Source organism: Flavobacterium salilacus subsp. salilacus (assembly GCF_004634195.1).
GTDB classification, from domain to species: Bacteria; Bacteroidota; Bacteroidia; order Flavobacteriales; family Flavobacteriaceae; genus Flavobacterium; species Flavobacterium salilacus.
Genome location: NZ_SKBP01000003.1, coordinates 252,750 through 273,169, shown reverse-complemented (window position 1 = coordinate 273,169; position 20,420 = coordinate 252,750). Strand labels below are relative to the sequence as shown.

Here is a 20,420-nt window from a genome sequence, read left to right as displayed (position 1 = left end):
CGGGGTTGTCTGTAAAAAAAGTATAGTTGTAATTAATATGCTATAAGCTCTTGCAAAGCTGTTTCAAAACGCTGCTTTGGCAAATACTGGTCTTCCAGTGCTTTGGTAAAGGGTATGGCACTCTCAAGGCTGCCCACACGTTTTACGGGAGCGTCAAGGTACTCAAAACACTCCTCCATAATCATAGCCGAAATATCGCTGGCTATACCGCCAAAAAGACTATCTTCCTGTAAAATAATAACTTTTCCTGTTTTTTTAACCGATGTAAATATCGATTCGGTATCTAAGGGTTGCAAAGTTCTCAGGTCAAGAACGTCAGCTTTAATATCAGGGTGCTTGTCTAATGTTTCTAATGCCCAATGCACACCCGCACCAAACGATATCACAGTTACCTCATCGCCTTCTCTCAACAAACCGGCTTTACCAAACGGTAATGTATAATAATCCTTCGGCACATCCTGATACATACTGCGGTACAGTGCCTTATGCTCAAAAAACATTACAGGGTTTGGGTCGTTTATAGCTGTGGCAAGTAACCCTTTAGCATCATACGGGAAAGCAGGATATACCACTTTAAGCCCCGGAGTTTTTGTAAACCAAGCCTCATTCGTCTGCGAGTGGAAAGGTCCTGCCTGTACCCCTGCCCCGCAAGGCATACGCACTACCACATCGGCATTTTCCTGCCAACGGTAGTGTACTTTGGCTAAGTAGTTTACTATCGGGTTAAAACCTGTAGAAACAAAGTCGGCAAACTGCATTTCGATAACCGACTTATAACCATTTATCGATAAGCCCATTCCTGCCGACACTATAGCCGACTCGCATATTGGTGTATTGCGCACACGCTCTTTACCAAACGCTTTTACAAAGCCATCGGTAATTTTAAACGCTCCGCCATACTCGGCAATGTCCTGCCCCATTATCACAAGGTTGTCATGGCGTTCCATACTCTGCTTCAAGCCCTGCGAAATAGCATCAATCATCCTTACATTTTCCGCTGCCTCTTTCGGAGCAATTTCTTCAAATGTGTAAGGTTTATATACATCGTTCAGCTCCTCATCCAAATTGGCTTCAATAGCAGGCTCGTCAGAGGCTTTTTTATAGTTCTCGTCAATCTCTTTTTTCAGTTCCGCTCTCAGGGTTTCGTCATATTCGTCCGTTAGCACACCTTCGGCTTTCAGGTAGTTTCTGTAGTTATCTACAGGATCTTTCTCAGCCCACATATCCATAAGCTCCTGCGGAACGTATTTTGTACCGCTCGCCTCCTCATGCCCGCGCATACGGAAAGTTTTAAACTCCAGCAGCACAGGGCGCGGATTTTCGCGCATGGAAGCTACCAAATCAGTAAGTTGTGTATAAACCTCCAGTATGTTGTTCCCATCTATAATATGGCTTTCCATACCATAGCCAATACCTTTATCGGCAAGGTTTTCGCAGCGGTACTGCTCGTTGGTAGGTGTGCTTAGCCCATAGCCATTATTCTCGATTACAAACAGTACAGGAAGTTCCCACACCGCAGCAATATTCAATGCTTCGTGAAAATCGCCTTCGCTCGTTGCACCTTCACCGGTAAATACCGCCGTTACCTTTCCGTTTTTACGGAGTTTATTGGCAAGTGCAATACCATCGGCAACCCCAAGCTGCGGGCCAAGGTGTGATATCATCCCTATAATTTTAAACTCCTGTGTACCAAAATGGAAAGAACGGTCGCGCCCTTTAGTAAAACCATTAGCTTTACCCTGCCATTGCGAGAACAAGCGATATAACGGAATATCACGCCCTGTAAACACCCCTAAGTTACGGTGCATAGGCAGTATATATTCGTCTTTATCGAGTACGGCGGTAAGCCCTACCGAGATAGCCTCTTGACCTATTCCGCTAAACCATTTGGAAACTTTACCCTGACGAATAAGAATAAGCATCTTCTCCTCTATCAGGCGGGGTTTTATTAATTTCTTATATAAATCGAGTAATTGTTCGTTGGTTAGTTGTTTTCTGTCGAAATTCATATTGATTTTTGAATAATCTTTAATAGACCAAATGTAATAAAATAACAGAATTGTGCGAGGGTGTTATAGAAATTTATTTAAACAAAAAAATCCCGTCAGTTGACGGGATTTTAAAAAGTATTTTATTTACTAATTCTTAATCAGTTTATACTCAATTGAACCTTTATCTGTTTGTACGTTTAGTATATAAATACCTGAACTTAAACTTTCGGTATTGATATTTTCAAAGTCTTGACTCTGTTGTATCAACTGGCTTCCCTGTAAGTTATATACAGTTACTTCTTCAAGCTGAACTCCTGATTTTGTTTCTATATAAAGTATGTCATTTACAGGGTTAGGGTATATAGATACTTGGTCTATAGAAAATAATTCTGTTTTAGCTGTACAATCTTCTGCTAAGCTATCATATAAAATAACCCATCCTAATTCATTAATCAAATAATCTCTTGTTTCTACATCACAATATTCTAGTCCTGCACAACCTGGTGCTTTATTTTCTAATCCTAACTCTTTAAATCGATTTAGTAAAGCATCATAATTCGCAATACTTAAATCACTATTACTTATGAAATGTTCCAAATCAACATCATTGTTAAAACTCCAAGTAGAAATGTCTTGATTGAAACTTGAAGTTTGTCCCAATTCAACAGCTAATATAATACGCATGTTAGTTACATTAGATACATCCCAATTATCTAAAGGCTGATTAAACGAAGATGCATTATTAAAAAGACCTTCCATATTGGTTACATTAGATACGTTCCAATTGTTTAATGATTGATTGAAAGAAATTGCAGACCAAAACATCCAACTCATATTAGTAACACTAGAAACATCCCAACTATTTAAAGATTGATTGAAAGAAATCGCATTATCAAACATATCTGACATATTAACTACATTAGATACATCCCAAGAATCTAAAGCTTGGTTAAAAAGGTCTGTGCCAGAAAACATCCCAGCCATATGTGTAACATTAGATACATCCCAATTATCCAATGGTTTATTAAAAGAATCTGCTCTACTAAACATGAAACTCATATTCAATACATTAGACACATTCCAACTATTTAAAGGCTGGTTAAATAATGTTGCTCCTGAAAACATACCATCCATACCTACTACATTTGAAACATCCCAATTACTCAAGGATTGATTAAAAGAACTTGCGTATAGAAACATAAAAGCCATGTTAGTAACATTAGACACATCCCAATTATCCAAAGGTTGATTAAGAGAACTACAATTCGAGAACATATTTGACATGTTTTCCACATTATTTAAATCAGGTACATCTGTAGCCTCTATAATTAGATTAGAGCAGCCTGCAAAAGCTGCTTCCATATTTGTCCATTCAATATCTCCCCATTGTTCTATTGTTAATAACTTGGTAGCATTAACTACATCATCATTATCAATAAATCTTATTCTACTAAAATTCCCTGATATTGTTATAGTATATATCCCTGAATTAGCATATGTATGAGAAACTGATCCCGATTGCCCTGTTAAAACCGTACCATCTCCAAAATCTATAGTATAGCTATCAGGTACATCATCATCTTCAATTATTGGGACAATTATAGTATCTCCACTAAACACCTCCCAAGTAGTAATAAAAGGAGCTTGTGCGTTGATAAAATAAGTTATAAAACAAAAAATAAATAATAAGTAATTCTTTTTCATAATAAATGAATGGGTTATATAAAACGAAATGCAAAAATACATTTTTATAATAATGCTTTAAACCTAAAAAATAAATTTAATATAATTAAATTGTTACTATAACGAAAAACAACATAGCAGTAACTATATTAAGAACAAGTAAACATTATTGTTAACAACTTCAATTCCTTTATCCAAAAAAATATCCTTATGTTTGTATTTACAAGGCTTTACGCCTTATTAAGTTATTAACAATTTTTCACAGCTATGCAAAACATTCCAAGTGTAGATCTGCGTGATTTCCTTTCGGGTGACCCGGAACGCAAACAAAAATTTGTAAATGAAATCGGTAAAGCCTATGAAGATATAGGATTTGTAGCATTAAAAGGGCATTTTCTTGATGACCAACTGGTAGATGACCTTTACTCAGAGGTTAAAAACTTTTTCAATCTGCCTGTAGCAGTTAAAGAACAGTATGAAATTCCCGGTATTGGCGGACAACGTGGTTATGTATCTTTTGGTAAAGAACATGCCAAAGGACGCAAAGAGGGCGACCTTAAAGAGTTTTGGCATTTTGGGCAGTACCTGCCGGAGGGGTCTAAATATGCAGCGGAATATCCTGAGAATGTAGAAGTAAAAGAACTACCTAAATTTAATGAAGTAGGTAAAGAAGCCTACCAAATGCTCGAAAAAACAGGCGTTTATGTACTGCGTGCTTTAGCACTATACTTGGGGCTGGATGAATTTTATTTTGACAACTATGTAGCCGAAGGCAATAGCATCCTTCGCCCGATACACTACCCCCCTATTACCGAAGAACCTAAAAACGCGGTACGTGCTGCTGCTCACGGCGATATAAACCTTATTACCCTGCTGATGGGCGCACAAGGACGAGGGCTACAAGTACAAAACCATAAAGGTGAATGGATTGATGCCATAGCGCAGCCCGATGAGCTGGTTATTAACGTAGGCGATATGCTGAGCCGACATACCAATAATAAGCTGAAAAGCACGATACACCAGGTAGTAAACCCGCCGAGGGAATTGTGGGGTACTTCGCGCTACTCGATACCTTTCTTTATGCATCCTGTAAGCGAAATGAAACTAAATTGTTTAGAAAACTGTATTGACGAAGAGAACCCTAAGCTGTATGATGATATTACGGCGGGCGAATTCCTTCATGAACGCTTGGTCGATTTGGGGTTAATCAAAAAATAATAATTAACTTTATAGCTTTAAAAAGGCATTGGGTTTATACAGCCTGATGCTTTTTTATTTTTATAAGTATATAACAAAGGAACGCAGATAACACGGATTAAACAGATTTACACGCAAAATTTTCAGTAATGCTAAGAAAAAAATTCGTGCAAATCTGCCTGATCCGCTTCATCCGCGTTCTGATAACAAAATAGTATAATTATGGGAAAGAAAATAAATAGTCTGGAAGACCTTGGCGGATTTGTGTTTTCCACCAATAAAGACTTTGAATATGACAATAACGATGAACAGCAGGAAACCCTGCCCAACAACGAGCAGAAGCTCGAAGCCCACCTTGATAAAAAAAATCGGGGCGGTAAGATTGCAACAATAATAAAAGGTTTTGAGGGTACGGATGATGACCTTAAAGCGCTTGCCAAACAACTTAAAACCCTTTGTGGTGTAGGCGGTTCTGCAAAAGACAATGAAATTATCATACAAGGTAACTTTCGAGATAAAATAATGGATTACTTAACTAAAGAAGGGTATAAAGTAAAACGCGTAGGCAGCTAATACCCTGCTTAACAACATACCGGCTATGAAAATACAGGAATCGGAACTTATATTAAACCCTGACGGAAGTGTTTACCACCTTAACCTAAAGCCCGAAAATATTGCTGAAAATATCATTTTTGTAGGCGACCAAGACAGGGTTGAGAAAATAACACAACATTTCGACAGTATCGAATTCAGCACTCAAAAAAGAGAGTTTAAAACCCAAACAGGCAGTTATAAGGGTAAAAGAATAACCGTACTCTCTACCGGCATAGGTCCTGATAATATTGATATTGTTATGAACGAGTTGGATGCACTGGTAAACATCGACCTGAATACCAGACAGCCTAAAAAAGAGCTTACATCGCTTACTATCATAAGGGTTGGTACTTCCGGCTCACTACAGGCAGATATACCTGTAGATAGCTTCGTAATGTCGCAATACGGGTTGGGTATCGATAATATGCTGCGCTTTTATAATATCGATACTGTTTCGGAAACAGATATTGAAGATGCATTTATAAGCCATACTGATTGGGACTTACGAAAAGGCAGACCTTATGTAATAAAGGGTAGCGAAAAACTAATCCCGTTTTTTGACAGTAAAAAAATATATAAAGGGCTAACAGCTACCGCAGGCGGGTTTTATGGAGCGCAGGGCAGAATTTTGCGCCTTGACATCCAAGATAGAGAACTCAACAGTAAAATGGATAACTTTAACTTTAACGGTAACCGAATTACGAACTTGGAGATGGAAACGGCTGCCATATATGGGCTTTCGGCTTTACTGGGGCATAATGCCCTTTCATTAAACGCTATTATAGCCAACAGAGCAACAGGTAATTTTAGTAAAGATCCCTATGCGGTTGTAAACAATCTTATTACCTATACGCTCGAACAAATTGCCAAAATGTAAACTGAATGAAAACTATAAAAATAGCAGGAGTACCCGAACATTTTAACCTCCCGTGGCATTTATGCCTTGAAGAAGGAGCATTTAAAGCTAAAAATATAGATGCACAATGGATAGATGTGCCCGAAGGTACAGGCAAACTATGCCAAATGCTTCGCAGTAATGAAACCGATATTGCGGTAATACTTACCGAAGGCATTATAAAGGATATTGCAGCGGGTAACGACAGCAAAATTGTACAGGTATATGTACAATCGCCCTTAATATGGGGCATACACGTAGCAGCAGGTTCTGACTATAAAACAGTAAGCGATTTACAAGAGGGTAGGATTGCGATAAGCAGATACGGGTCAGGTTCGCACTTAATGGCTATTGTAAACGCCAAGAATGAAAGCTGGGATATTGATAAACTGGATTTTGAAGTTATAAATACACTGGAGGGTGCTATAGAAGCACTTACCGAAGGGAAGGCAGATTATTTTATGTGGGAACGCTTTATGACAAAGCCTATAGTTGATAAAGGCATCTTCAGGCGTGTGGGCGACTGCCCTACCCCATGGCCGTGTTTTGTAATTGCGGTACGTAATGAAGTTTTGGAAAATGACAACGAAGCTATTGGAACGGTTTTAGATATAATAAATACCGCCACTAAAGAGTTTAAACACATACCGGATATAGACAGTATTTTAGCCACACGATATAATCAGAAAATTGAAGATATACGCGAATGGCTTACATTAACAGAATGGTCACAGCAAAAGTTAGGTAAAACTATATTTGAAAAAGTACAAAACCAGTTGAGCGAACTGAATATTATTACACAAAAAACTACATTCGAAACAGCAACAAAGTAAAATAACAGTTTTGCAGGTATATAAAAATGATAAAACCGGACACCATTACTTTTAAAAAAATAAAAGAAAAGCTTAGTGTAAAGAAGCCCTGGGATTCCATTATCATTTTTGCACTCAATATTCTTATTGCTATTCCTGTTTTTATCATTCTCCATCAAAACTTAATTGACCCTGAGTGGCCTTTTCATATTGACAGGATACTTATATTTATTGCACTGGTTGTGGTAATACAAGTAACTTTAAGGCTCTTAAAAACAGTTATTATTATATGTATATTCCTTTATCTGATAGCACTTATATACGGAACGCTTTTTGGAAAATATGGCTTTAAAGCCGTATTTGAAGATTATCAGGCTATGATATATACCATGTCCGAAGACCCCAACCCTCAAGATATAATTATCTCTAAACTGTTGCCTTTCCCTAATAAATCAGAGATTATCGATGCTGTAGAATATGACAATCCCAAAGTTCGCAATTTTGCTCTTTCGGCTACTACCAATTTTTTTAAAGAAGTAAAAGGATATCATGAACAGCGAAAAATGATTCAGTGTTTTGCCGTGTTTAAAGCAATAAGAGACAAATGGAATTATGTAAACGACCCGAAAGGGCGTGAATATATAGCACATGCAACCGAGTCTTTACAGCACTTTTCGGGCGATTGCGATGACCATGCCATTCTAATGTCGGCATGTATAAGAGCCATAGGCGGCACACCAAGAATCATTCACACAGGAGGGCATTTATACCCCGAAATGCTGGTAGGAAACAAAGCCGACCTTGAGATGGCTAACTACCTTATAAAAGAAGTTCTTTTTAGGGATGAAAGTAAAGGTAAAGAAATTCATTACCATATAGACGAGCGCGGACAGGTATGGCTCAATCTGGATTATACAGCCAGATATCCCGGAGGTCCTTTTATGTCAGAGGAAATTTTAGGAGCATTAACTTTCAATTAGAATTTTATAATTTAAGGTTATCAGATTTAATCTAAATCGCTAATAATCTAAAAATCCTGCAATCCAAAGCACTACCACTCTATTGTTTTTTTACCTTTTGCATTAAGAAATTCGTTAGCCTTACTAAAATGCTTATTACCAAACCAATGTCTTTTATTGGCACTTAACGGTGAGGGGTGTCCGGACTCTAAAACATCATGCTTACTCCTATCCACCTTAGCACCTTTCTTTTTGGCATAACCACCCCAAAGCATAAAAACAATATCTTTCTTTTCATCAGATATTTTTTGGATAACAGCATCCGTAAAGGTTTCCCATCCTTTGCCCTGATGGCTTCCTGCCAGCCCCTGCCTCACAGTAAGCGTAGCATTAAGCAGCAGCACCCCTTGATCTGCCCATCGCTCTAAATTACCTGATTCGGGTACAGGTTTTCCTAAATCCTCCTGTATTTCCCTGAAAATATTTACTAATGAAGGAGGTTTGGGTATGCCATCATTTACCGAAAAACACAAACCATTTGCCTGATTGGGACCGTGATACGGGTCTTGCCCTATTATAACTACTTCTACTTTATCAAAAGGGCAATGGTCGAAAGCGGCAAAAATACGGTTACCTTTGGGGTAACACACAGTTTCGGCATACTCTTTCTTTACAAAGTCAATAAGGTTCTCAAAATAAGGTTTTTCAAACTCGTCTTTAAGTATCTCCTTCCACGAAGGGTGTATCGTAACATTCATAATAGTCAGGTTTACTGCAAATATAATTTTTACAACCATTTCTACCGATAAAGCTATCTTAAACTTTACTGCCAAATGTGCAGTCAGCATAAATATGTAGTATTTTTGCATAAAATTTGCTTACAATTACCGCATGATCAGCATTACAGAAAAGACATTAAAAGATTTAGAATTTAACACTGTACTCGAAACGGTTTCGGCAGGTTGTACTACCGAACCCGGTAAAGAAAAAGCACTTTTAATAGTTCCTCATAAAAACAGGGAGTTATTAATGCAGTCGTTACTACAAACATCAGAGTACGTTTCGTCATTTGATAATAACAATGCGTTACCGAATCATGGTTTTGAGCCCATAAGCAACGAAATAAAATTCTTGGCTATAGAGGACAGTTACCTTGAAGCCGGAGCATTCCGAAAAATTGCTACGCTGTCAGATACAACTAACACGCTCATAAAATTTCTTGAAAAATTTGAAGAATACTACCCAACCCTTTACCAACGTGCCATACAGGTAGAATATACCAAAGAAATTGTAAAAAGCATTGAAAAGGCAGTAGATAAATATGGTGAGATAAAAGATGATGCTTCGCCGGAGTTGCAAGTTATCCGTAGGGGTATGAATGAGGTAAAAGGCAAGATAAACCAAAGCTTTGCAGCGGCATTAACCCATTATAACGGTTTAGGCTACCTTGATGATATACGCGAAAGCGTGGTAGAAAACCGCAGAGTGCTTGCCGTACTGGCTATGTATCGCCGCAAAGTGAAAGGCTCTATACTGGGCGGTTCTAAAACGGGCAGTATTACTTATATAGAACCCGAAGCCACATTACGTTATTCGCGTGAGTTGAGTAATTATGAGTATGAAGAGAAAGAAGAGATAAAGAAAATATTAAAACAACTTAGTGATATCATACGCCCTTATGTACCTCTGCTGAAAGACTATCAGGAATTCCTTACGGATATTGATGTAGTTTCGGGCAAAGCAAAATATGCAAGGCGCATTAACGGGTTATTGCCAACTATAACGAACGAAAAAAGGTTGTTTTTCCGAGATGCCTTCCACCCTATTCTTTACCTGAATAATAAACGAAAGCAAGAACCTACCTACCCCCAGACTATTGAACTGACACAGGAAAACAGGATTATTGTAATATCCGGCCCTAATGCGGGAGGTAAAAGCATTACCTTGAAAACCATTGGCTTATTGCAACTCATGCTGCAATGTGGTTTACTGATACCGGTACATGAGCGCAGCGAAACATTTTTGTTTGACCGCATTATGACGGATATTGGCGATAATCAGTCGATAGAAAATCATTTGAGTACGTATAGCTACCGCCTTAAAAACATGAATTACTTTTTGAAAAAGTGTAATGATAAAACCCTTTTTCTTATTGATGAATTCGGTACAGGGTCAGATCCTGAACTGGGTGGCGCACTGGCTGAGACATTTTTGGAAGAGTTTTATCACAGGGAGGCTTTCGGTATTATTACCACACATTACAGCAACCTAAAGATGCTGGCTAACGAATTGCCTTTTGCAACTAATGCCAACATGCTTTTTGACGAAAAATCGCTCGAACCTATGTATAAATTAATACTTGGGCAAGCGGGTAGCTCATTCACCTTTGAAGTAGCTCAGAAAAATGGTATCCCTTATGGGCTTATAAACAGAGCTAAGAAAAAAATAGAGAAAGGTAAAGTGCGTTTTGATAAAACCATTGCCACGCTGCAAAAAGAGCGTTCTAAGCTGGAAAAAACATCGCAAACGCTGAAAGAAGAAGAAAGCAAAGCACGTGAGGAAGGTAAAAAGATGGAAAGCATTAACACCAAAATACAGCAAAAACTGGAAAGCTATCAGGAGTTGTATGATGCTAACCAACGCCTTATTTATATTGGGCAGAAGCTTGACGATATAAGCGAAAAATATTTTAATAATAAAAATAAGAAAGAGCTTATAGGTGAGTTCCTGAAAATAGTGGAGATTGAAAATTCCAAACGCAAAAAGCTCACACCTAAAGAACAAAAGGTAAAAGAAGTACAGCAAAAACAAATAGTTGCCGAGGTAAAAGAAAAAGTGGAGGTTATACGACAAGTAAAAAAAGAAAAGAAACTCAAAGAAAAACCTGTTGAAAAACCCAAAGCTATATTAAAAATAGGCGACAGGGTGCGCATGATAGATGGCAAAGCAGTAGGAACGCTTGATGCTATAGAACGTAATAAAGCTACCGTAAATTATGGTATTTTTACCTCTAAAGTAGCTATTGAATCTCTGGAACTTGTAGAAGCTGTTAAGAAATAATCGGGATTTATGGAATTAGCAAACGTACCGAAGGATAAGAAAATAATACTGTTTGATGGTGTATGCAACCTTTGCGACAGCACTGTGCAGTATTTAATAAAAAGGGATAATAAAGATGTATTTCGGTTTGTAGCGTTACAATCAGAAATCGGGAAACAAATTATTGAACATATTGGTATAGATACTACTGAAACGGACTCTATAATTTTGTATGAACCCGGAAAAGTTTATTATTATAAAGCGGAAGCGGCTATAAAAATAGCCTCTGCATTAGGAGGAATATACAAACTAATGAATATCTTCAACATATTACCTAAAGGCTTGAACAATAAAGTATATGATTATGTAGCGAAAAATCGCTACAAATGGTATGGTAAAAAAGAGGAATGCATGATACCCACCCCTGAGATGAAAGCTAAATTTTTATAATCATAAGTAAAAAAAATAAGCCCCGCTAATAGCGGGGCTTATAAATTATATGTAAACTTAATACTTAGTTTTTAACAATTTTCTTAGATACAGTACCTTTATCAGAAGCGATGTTCATGATATAAAGTCCTGAAGCAAGATCAGAAACGTTGATTTGAGCTTCAGTAGCACCATCAAATTTTACTGATTTTACTGTACGACCGTTAAGATCTACAATCTGAACGTTGTTTAATAAAGCGTTATCAGCATTTGTAATGTTGATTACATCATTAGCAGGGTTAGGATATACTGCAAAGTTAGAGGTAGCAACTTGAGGAATGTCTAAAGTAGTACCTGTAATAGTAACAGTCTCTAAAATAAGTGAAGCTGCTGCTGCAGTTGCTGCAGAATTGTTGTGGAAACCAAAGTAGTATATACCAGACGCTGTTGGAGTATAAGTAACAGTTCTCTCTACATAAGTAGCTCCTACTGTCTCATTAATTGTTTCTACAACAGATCCTTGTGCATCACTTGAAGGAGCATCACCTATAGTTACATCTAAAGAAGCAGTAACTGTATTAGTTCCACTTGCTAATCTTGTAAAGAATGTTAATGTTACTTCTTGATCAGCTTCAAGACTTAATGCTCTTGAAAACATCCAAGCATCTGATGCAGCTGTAGTACTTGTGTTTGAGAATAAAAATCCTCCACTTGCTTCATGAGATATTTGTGCGTTTTGTGCAGCATCAGTGCTACGAATCCATCCTGTACCTAATGTAAAACCAGCAAGACCTGCTGCATCAAAACCATTAGCATATGGAGTTCCTGCATATGATGCTACTGCAAGATATAGAGGGAAAGGACCTACCCATGCTCCTTGAGAAGCACCACAGTTAGACCTTAAGTAAACAGCTAAAGGATCATTACTACTAGGTGAAAGGTCTGTAAGATCTACAGAGTTTGTGTCAGTAGAGAAAGCTGTACCTGCTCCAGTTCCTGGAGTAAAACCAACTGTACCTACTTCTACATCATAATTAGCAGGAGCGCCTATAGCAGCATCCCAAGTTAAAGAAGCTGAATTAAGCGCAATATTTGTAAAATCACCTATAGAAAGGTCATTTGGGCTTAAACAGTCGTTAGCTTCAAGAGCAATCTCGAAATCGAAACCTGTTGATACCCAGTTATTATCCCATGCGATATAATATGTAACACCCGCTTCTACAGGAACTGTAAGTGTAGTTCTGAAATTTTGAACTGCCTGCGAAGGATCAACATCATCAGAACCGTTATAGCACTGCAATGCATCACAAGTACCTGTAAATACAGATAGTCTTGTATCTGTAGAAGCTATTGGGTTAGCCTCTATATCGGTGGTAATAGTAAGTAAACCGTTAGCACTTGGTGTATAGCTATACCAGTTAGCCATTAAAGGACCTGGAGTTTGTTGTTGGTTTTGAGTACCACCCCAACAGCTATTTCCGTATGTACCTGTAATTGCAGCCGAAGTATAAGTACCGTCTGCCGTAATTGCAATTGCAGAAGCGCAATCAGCCTGTGCGTTTGCCGTGAATAAGGAACCTAAAATTAAAGCTCCCGTAAGTAAATGTTTTTTCATGGTAATAGTTTTTAATTTTTCCCAAAAATAGTAAAAAAAAAAACTGTTACAATTTTTATTATGTTAATATCAATAAAAAAACAGACCTAATAGGTCTATTTTTTACGATATCATAAAAAAAAGTTAATTCTTAACTATCTTTTTTATAAGGTTTCCTTTGTCAGAAGATACCCTCATTATGTAAATACCAGATGCAAGATTAGCTATATTAACCTGTAAATCAATTACATTATTTACACTTTCTGACTTAACTACACGTCCATTATAATCCATAATTTCATAACCGTTTATAAAAGTGTTATCAGGACTACTAATGTTCACAATTTCGTCTGCCGGATTAGGATATACTGAAAATGATGAAGAAATTACATTATTAGCATCAAGTGTAGTACTTATAATAACATTATCTATGTTATAAGAGGTTGCCCAATCATCATAAAGGAAACCTAATACATTTACAACTGTGCCTTCATAAGCATTAATTGTAGTTATGGCAACATCATTAATGTAATAGTCAATAGTGCCCGACTCATTAAAGCGTGTCCTTACATTATACCATGTATCTGCTGTAAAAGTTCCCAACTCTACATACTCATAATCTCCGGCATCATCATATCCGCTTACTGCATATATACCGCCATCATAATTAAAGATAACCGAAGAAACTGCTGTTAAATCTTCGGAAGCAGTATCATAATAAAAGTTGTATAAATAAAGGTTAGTCCCATTAGCCGTATCAAGACCGTCAACATACACATCCTGTGTTATTTCGTAGGTAGCACCGTCAATAGTATATAGTGGACTAAAAACTCCATATAAATCTTCTTCGGGTTGTGAATTAGTGCTGACTAATTTTAAAGAGTAATCGCCATTAATCGAATAGTCATCTGATATTATGGCATTGGCTGATGGTGTATCGCCATACAAACTCCAATTGTTCTGACCGCTAATAGCTCCTAATGTAAAACCTTCTGATGTTTCGAAGGAGGTTGTTTGGGCATTTAATGAAAATATGGAGGTCAATAAAGTCACTCCAAGTAGTAAATGTTTCTTCATGGTAATAGTTTAAAATAGTTTTTTCAATATTATAAAAAAACACAACTACTACATTTCAATAACTTTAATTATTGACGGACGGCATGATATACACTATCGTTAATTAAAAACTATCGACCGTTATGGTCAAAATTCAGCAAAAAACAGCTCTTTTATTGTTTATTCAGGCGTGCCATAAGGTAAAAATCGGCAATTACCAGTGCTGCCATCGCTTCAACTATAGGTACTGCCCTAGGTACAACGCAGGCATCGTGCCTGCCTCTGCCCTGCATTTCTACTATTTTTCCATCTTTATTTATAGTCTGCTGGCTTTGCATCAAGGTGGCTACCGGTTTAAAAGCAACTCTAAAGTAAATATCCATACCATTGCTTATACCGCCTTGAATACCTCCTGATAAATTAGTTTTGGTAGTACCGTTTTCATTAAACAGGTCGTTATGCTCACTTCCCTTCATTTTAGCACCACAAAACCCGCTGCCATACTCAAAACCTTTTACGGCATTGATAGAAAGCATGGCTTTACCCAACTCGGCATGTAGTTTATCAAAAACAGGTTCGCCCAGCCCCATCGGTACATTTTGCAATATACAGGTAATAGTACCGCCAACAGTATCGCCTTGTTTTTTTACTTCCTTAATATAGGCTTCCATTTTTTCGGCAGTTTCCTTATCAGGGCATCGCACTGCATTACTCTCTGTCAAGTCAAAATCTAATGCCTGATAGGGTTTATCAATAAAAATTTCTCCAACGGATGATACAAAGGCATTTATTGTAATTTGTGGTAACAGTTGCTTTGCTATAGCTCCGCCCACTACCCTGCTCACTGTTTCGCGTGCCGAACTTCGTCCGCCCCCCCTGTAATCTCTTATGCCATACTTCTGTTCATATACATAATCGGCATGCGAAGGGCGGTAAACATCTTTTATATGCGAGTAATCGGCGCTTTTCTGGTTTTCATTCGGTATGATAAAACCTATTGGCGTGCCGGTGGTTTTACCCTCAAACAGTCCTGAAAGAAATTGTACTTTGTCCGATTCTTTACGCTGGGTTACAATAGCCGACTGTCCGGGCTTACGCCTGTCCAGTTCTTTTTGCACTGCTTCCATATCAATGGTAATACCTGCCGGGCAACCATCAATAATACCGCCCATAGCCGTTCCGTGCGATTCGCCAAATGTTGTAACTTTAAATAGATTGCCAAATGTATTACCTGCCATGAAATTTATTTTTTTGAAGTTACACAAAGGTATACGTTAATAAGGTATTTATAAAACAAGGTGCAAACATTGCTAATTATATTAGCAAACCCATTAACATCTGAAGAAAATCGAAGTTTTATCCAAGAATTATGATTTTATAAACAAAAATATCTATCTAAATACATATTTTTGGAAATTATCACATCTCTTTATGCATATAGAAGACAACACCGAGGACAGGAAAGAGCTGTACCACTACCAAAAGGAAGACATAGATGCCATTTTTGAAAAGTTTGAGGGGCGCCCTGATAACTATCACCTGTTGTACCAGCTACCCACCGGTGGAGGCAAGACAGTTATATTCTCTGAAATAGCCCGACGATATATAGAAAAATATAAGCGAAAAGTACTGGTACTTACGCACCGTATAGAACTTAGTAAGCAAACATCGCAAATGCTGAAAGGCTTTGGTGTGAAAAATAAGGTAATAGACAGTAATATTAAAGACCTGCCCGACCATGACGATTACTCATGTTATGTAGCTATGGTGGAAACACTGAATAACCGTTTGAAAGACAAAAAGTTTCGTATGGATTATGTAGGGCTTGTTATTGTAGATGAAGCACATTATAATTCTTTCCGTAAGTTATTTTCTTATTTTAAAGATTCTTTTTTTCTCGGAGTTACCGCAACACCTTTAAGCTCTAATATTGATTTGCCTATGTATGAAACCTACAATGAGCTTATTGTGGGCGAACCCATACAGGCATTAATCAAAAAAGGATATCTTGCCAAAGCCATAATGTATGGCTATGATGTTGAGCTAACATCGCTAAAGCTGGGCATTAACGGAGATTATACCGTAAGCTCTTCAGATGAGCTATACTCGCGCTCCATCATGCAGGATTTATTACTGCAATCCTATGAAAACAGGGCTAAGGGAAAAAAAACATTGATATTCAATAACGGTATCAATACCTCATTGTATGTATATGAGACGTTTAAGGCAGCAGGCTATACTATAAAGCACTTGGATAATAAAACTCCTGAAGACGAACGAAAAAAAATACTGACATGGTTTAAAAACACTCCCGATGCCATTGTTACATCTGTATCTATATTAACTACCGGTTTTGATGAGCCTACGGTAGAGACCATAATACTAAACAGGGCAACGCGCTCATTAACCCTGTACTTCCAGATGATAGGGCGCGGATCGCGAAAACTGCCCAACAAAGATACCTTTACAGTTATTGATTTAGGTAATAATGCACAGCGTTTCGGGCTATGGAGCGATCCTGTGGACTGGCATTATATTTTTAAACATCCTGAACAATTTTTAGAGAATATACGCACTGATTCTGATATAGAGAGCCATCATGTATATGTAATGCCTGATGAACTGCGAAATAAGTTTAAAAACACGCCAAATATTGATTTCGATATAGAAGAACAATATACTATTATGGTAACCGACAGAAAACTAAAGCCAAAAACGGTAATAGAAAAATCGATACGCCAACATGCAATAATGTGTATTGAAAATACAGAAAGTATTCCCGAAGCCAGAAAACTGGCTAAAGAGCTGGAGTATGATATAGAATATCGTGTAAAACAGTATGCAAAGCTACTGGCAAAAACCACTAAAAACTACAGGCAGTGGCTTATGGATGATTATAAGCACCGCCTGAATTTAATAATAGGTAAGTTATACTATGACCATTATTCTGAAGAGGGAAAGAATTCTGCATTAAAAAGCTCTAACTAATCGTTGTTATTTTTTTCGGAGGTCTTACCATTCCGAATATCGCGTGCCTTCCCCCTTTAAGATTCATCACGCTTTTTTTGTATCAGTGCATCAAAATTATTATTAGTTACAAAACCCTTTTACGCATTGCAGCACAAAGTCGGCAAAGTCAGATTTTTTGATTCTGCTTTCAGATTTAGATAATATCGAGTGTTGTATTACAACAATACTAAAGGCTATGCTTCTGCTCTTCTGGATGTCACGATTGGGGCTAAACAGTTTTCAGGAATGTTAAAAGCGTCAACTAAAGGTACTGCATCCTGCCTGATTTCCCAACATAGCTGGCTTACAGCCTTTCGGATGGCTTTTGTTTTAACACCTTCCATATAATTTTGTTCTAAATACCAGGCTTTGTTTTTTTCTAATGTATGTAGTGCAAAAAGATTATAAAGCCTTGTTAATACTTCTTTCAAAGGTTCATCGTCGCAGGCATCTATCTGAATTATGAACTGTTCTAAAAACACGCGCTCTAAATAAGCTTCTGCAAGATTTAACATATGTGGGTGCATTACATTTGCAGCATCAAAAGTATCTAAACCATCATCTATTAATTTCTTAAACCGACGTGCGGCAGAACTTACTAATTCTTTTTCCCTGTATTGAAAAGCATGCAAATGGAAATTTCTGTCTTTTAAATGTCCTTCGTCAGTATTACGGGTAGCAAAAGGATTTTTTTCGGTAATAGTAGTTTTTGCCTGTTCCAGTACATAATTAAAAATAGTGCCCAGATTCATTTCTCCAAACTCTTTCCTGAACTCTCCCAACCGATTTTTTGAAACCAACTGCATCAATACAGTATTATCACCTTCAAAGGTGGTATATATCTCCGTATCATTTTTAAGGGCATCTATTCTATTTTCAGATATATAGCCTTTACCTCCACAGGCTTCGCGGCATTCCTGCAAGGCATCGCGCGTATTCCAGGTTACGTAAGCCTTCATACCGGCTGCCAATGCCTCTATTTCCTGCATTTCTTCGGGCAAACGGTTTATAAAACGCTGGGTAAGGTATTGCAACCCGAAATGTAATGCATACGATTTGGCAAGATGGGGTATAAGCCTTAGCTGGTGCATTCTGTAATTAAGTACGGGTACTTCATTCCCTCCTTTAGGACCAAACTGCCTGCGATTATCTCCGTATTTAATAGCTATAGTTAAGCCTGTTTTAGTAGCCGCCAAAGCAGATCTTGGTATGCCGATTCGTCCGCCAACCAGTGTGCCCAACATGGTAAAAAACCTGCGGTTGTCACTGGGTATAGGACTTTCAAACTCGCCATCCTCATTTACACTTGCAAAACGGTCAAGCATATCTTCTTTCGGGATAACTACGTTATCAAAATATATAATACCGTTATCTACACCATTAAGCCCCATTTTGTGCCCGCAATCTTCAATAGTAACACCTTCTACTATTGTTTTATCTTTTTGGCGTATGGGTACTACAAAAGCATTTACACCATAATCCTTACCATCTATAATAAGTTTTGCGAATACAGTAGCCATTTCGCCATGGTTTGCAGCATTTCCTATATACTCTTTTCGGTCATATTTTTCAGGGGTATGTATTGTAAAGGTTTTATCTTTATGACTATAGGTTGCTGTTGTATTTATACCTTTTACGTTAGACCCATGATGGGTTTCGGTCATGGCAAAGCATCCCGGCAATTGCAGCGTGCCGATATCTTTCAGGTATTTTTCATAATGTTTTTCGGTACCCAGAGAGAGTATGCTCATGCCCCAAAGCCCAAACTGTACCCCAAATTTAATAACAAGGCTAAGATCATGATAACTAAGCGTTTCCATAATGGTAAAATAGCTCTCTACATCATCCTTACCGCCTTGTGCTTTTGGGTAAGCATACGCCCCTAAACCTTTGTTTGCAAGTATTTGAGACCATTGCAACACTTTTTCCCTGAAAGCCATTATATCAGAAGTGTCTCCAAAAGCAAATTCGGGACTGCTGATAATTTGTTTAACCTCATTTATAATACCAGCCTGATGCCCATCCAAAAATGCAGTCATTTTAGCGATATTAAAACTCTCTATGGTTTTATGGTTGTGGGTAATAGTATCGCGATTTTTTTGGAATCCTGAGATTACTTCGCGGCTCATTATACCAAGATCGGCTTCCAGCCTGGTAAAAACAGGGGTAATTTTTTCAATATCCTCAATCGTAAAAGCTGTCCGTTCGGCATTAGCTATCAGTATGCCTAACGCTGTTAAGTTTACAGGTTTGGGAGTTTCCTGTACCGCTTTATCTATTGTTTCTCTCCATCGGAATAACTCCGAGCGCACGGGTGGGGATTGTGCATCAATTTTTGATTTAAGAAAATCTTTTTCGGCTTTGGTAAGCCATTTTTGATTGTTGATAAAACTATCTAAGGTTTTAAACTCTTGTTTAGTAAGTATATCATCTTCCCAAACTACATAAAATACAGGTAACAGTATGCTTAGTTTAGGATTGTTTATAAATGTAATAGACATTGTTTATTTTTATTTTAAAAATAAGCAATTCCTTACAGTTAGGATTTAAAAAAAAGTTAATATCGTTTATCCGAGTAAATTATTAATCACGGCATATTGCAACAGCATTATAGTTTTGGCATCCTTAATCTCGCCGTTTTCTATCATTGCCATAGCTTCTTTAAAGGGCATTTCCAATACTTCTATATTTTCCTGTTCATGTTCCGATCCGCCTCCTTCGCCTGTTTTCATGGTATCGGAATAGGCTGCCACAAAAAAGTATAGTATCTCTGTAACCGAGCCGGGCGACATATATACTTCCATTATCTTTTTTACTTCGGCAAGGGTATAACCGGTTTCTTCCTCTACTTCTATTTTTATGCGCTCCTCCGGGTGTTTGTCGTCCAGCATTCCTGCACAGGCTTCAATCATAAGCCCGTTGGTATTACCGTTAAACCATGTGGGTATGCGCAGTTGTCGGGTTAGTACTACCGTTTGTTTTTCTTTGTTATAAAGCAAAATTACGGCACCGTTTCCTCGGTCATACACTTCGCGCTCCTGCACTTGTACAGAGCCGTCTTTAAGGCGATATTCGTATTTTACTTTATTGAGTTTTCCCCAGTTGTCTGATAATAATTCTGTCGAAATTATTTTCACATTACCCTTAGCGTCCTGCATGTTT

16 protein-coding genes are annotated in these 20,420 nt (G+C 37.7%); 8 read left to right on the top strand and 8 right to left on the bottom strand.

Annotated features, from left to right (window positions below; genetic code table 11):
- Nucleotides 1-32: 32 nt before the first annotated feature.
- Nucleotides 33-2,009, bottom strand: coding sequence for an alpha-ketoacid dehydrogenase subunit alpha/beta (locus tag E0W68_RS05980; protein WP_135218498.1), 1,977 nt, complete (start codon nt 2,007-2,009; stop codon nt 33-35).
- Between the two features lie 129 nt (nt 2,010-2,138).
- Nucleotides 2,139-3,695: a BspA family leucine-rich repeat surface protein gene (locus E0W68_RS05975; protein ID WP_162845807.1), complete on the bottom strand. Its 1,557-nt coding sequence runs from the start codon at nt 3,693-3,695 to the stop codon at nt 2,139-2,141.
- Nucleotides 3,696-3,941: 246 nt separating this feature from the next.
- Between E0W68_RS05975 and E0W68_RS05970 the strand changes: the two genes are divergently transcribed.
- From E0W68_RS05970 to E0W68_RS05950, 5 genes are all read left to right on the top strand, one after another.
- A complete protein-coding gene (locus E0W68_RS05970) occupies nt 3,942-4,892 on the top strand; it encodes an isopenicillin N synthase family dioxygenase (protein WP_135218496.1) in 951 nt (316 codons plus the stop codon).
- A gap of 201 nt (nt 4,893-5,093) precedes the next feature.
- On the top strand, nt 5,094-5,444 hold the full coding sequence (locus E0W68_RS05965; RefSeq protein ID WP_135218495.1) for a translation initiation factor: 351 nt from the start codon (nt 5,094-5,096) through the stop codon (nt 5,442-5,444).
- 25 nt (nt 5,445-5,469) lie between these two features.
- Entirely contained in the window at nt 5,470-6,342 is an 873-nt protein-coding gene (locus tag E0W68_RS05960) for a nucleoside phosphorylase (protein WP_135218494.1), read from the top strand.
- 5 nt (nt 6,343-6,347) lie between these two features.
- A complete protein-coding gene (locus E0W68_RS05955) occupies nt 6,348-7,193 on the top strand; it encodes a substrate-binding domain-containing protein (RefSeq protein ID WP_135218493.1) in 846 nt (281 codons plus the stop codon).
- 26 nt (nt 7,194-7,219) lie between these two features.
- Nucleotides 7,220-8,152, top strand: a complete 933-nt coding sequence (locus tag E0W68_RS05950) for a transglutaminase domain-containing protein (protein ID WP_135218492.1) — start codon at nt 7,220-7,222, stop codon at nt 8,150-8,152.
- Between the two features lie 71 nt (nt 8,153-8,223).
- Here the strand turns inward: E0W68_RS05950 and ung are convergent, their stop codons facing one another.
- A complete protein-coding gene (gene ung / locus E0W68_RS05945; protein WP_135218526.1) occupies nt 8,224-8,889 on the bottom strand; it encodes a uracil-DNA glycosylase in 666 nt (221 codons plus the stop codon).
- Between the two features lie 133 nt (nt 8,890-9,022).
- Between ung and E0W68_RS05940 the strand changes: the two genes are divergently transcribed.
- Both E0W68_RS05940 and E0W68_RS05935 read left to right on the top strand, forming a co-directional pair.
- Entirely contained in the window at nt 9,023-11,191 is a 2,169-nt protein-coding gene (locus tag E0W68_RS05940; protein WP_135218491.1) for an endonuclease MutS2, read from the top strand.
- A gap of 9 nt (nt 11,192-11,200) precedes the next feature.
- On the top strand, nt 11,201-11,620 hold the full coding sequence (locus E0W68_RS05935) for a thiol-disulfide oxidoreductase DCC family protein (RefSeq protein ID WP_135218490.1): 420 nt from the start codon (nt 11,201-11,203) through the stop codon (nt 11,618-11,620).
- Nucleotides 11,621-11,684: 64 nt separating this feature from the next.
- Here E0W68_RS05935 and E0W68_RS05930 read toward each other — a convergent pair whose 3' ends face one another.
- The 3 genes from E0W68_RS05930 to aroC form a co-directional block, all read right to left on the bottom strand.
- The gene (locus E0W68_RS05930) at nt 11,685-13,214 is read right to left on the bottom strand and encodes a T9SS-dependent choice-of-anchor J family protein (protein WP_135218489.1); all 1,530 of its coding nucleotides are present in this window, start codon (nt 13,212-13,214) and stop codon (nt 11,685-11,687) included.
- A 123-nt stretch (nt 13,215-13,337) separates the two neighbouring features.
- On the bottom strand, nt 13,338-14,270 hold the full coding sequence (locus tag E0W68_RS05925; RefSeq protein WP_135218488.1) for a T9SS type A sorting domain-containing protein: 933 nt from the start codon (nt 14,268-14,270) through the stop codon (nt 13,338-13,340).
- 152 nt (nt 14,271-14,422) lie between these two features.
- Nucleotides 14,423-15,487, bottom strand: coding sequence for a chorismate synthase (gene aroC, locus E0W68_RS05920; RefSeq protein ID WP_135218487.1), 1,065 nt, complete (start codon nt 15,485-15,487; stop codon nt 14,423-14,425).
- 193 nt (nt 15,488-15,680) lie between these two features.
- Between aroC and E0W68_RS05915 the strand changes: the two genes are divergently transcribed.
- Nucleotides 15,681-17,237 carry a DEAD/DEAH box helicase gene (locus tag E0W68_RS05915; protein WP_135218486.1) on the top strand — a complete coding sequence of 519 codons (1,557 nt, stop codon included), beginning with the start codon at nt 15,681-15,683 and terminating at the stop codon, nt 17,235-17,237.
- Nucleotides 17,238-17,452: 215 nt separating this feature from the next.
- Here the strand turns inward: E0W68_RS05915 and E0W68_RS05910 are convergent, their stop codons facing one another.
- Entirely contained in the window at nt 17,453-19,759 is a 2,307-nt protein-coding gene (locus E0W68_RS05910; RefSeq protein ID WP_135218485.1) for an acyl-CoA dehydrogenase family protein, read from the bottom strand.
- Nucleotides 19,760-19,825: 66 nt separating this feature from the next.
- Entirely contained in the window at nt 19,826-20,416 is a 591-nt protein-coding gene (gene nudK, locus E0W68_RS05905) for a GDP-mannose pyrophosphatase NudK (protein ID WP_135218484.1), read from the bottom strand.
- Nucleotides 20,417-20,420: the final 4 nt, after the last annotated feature.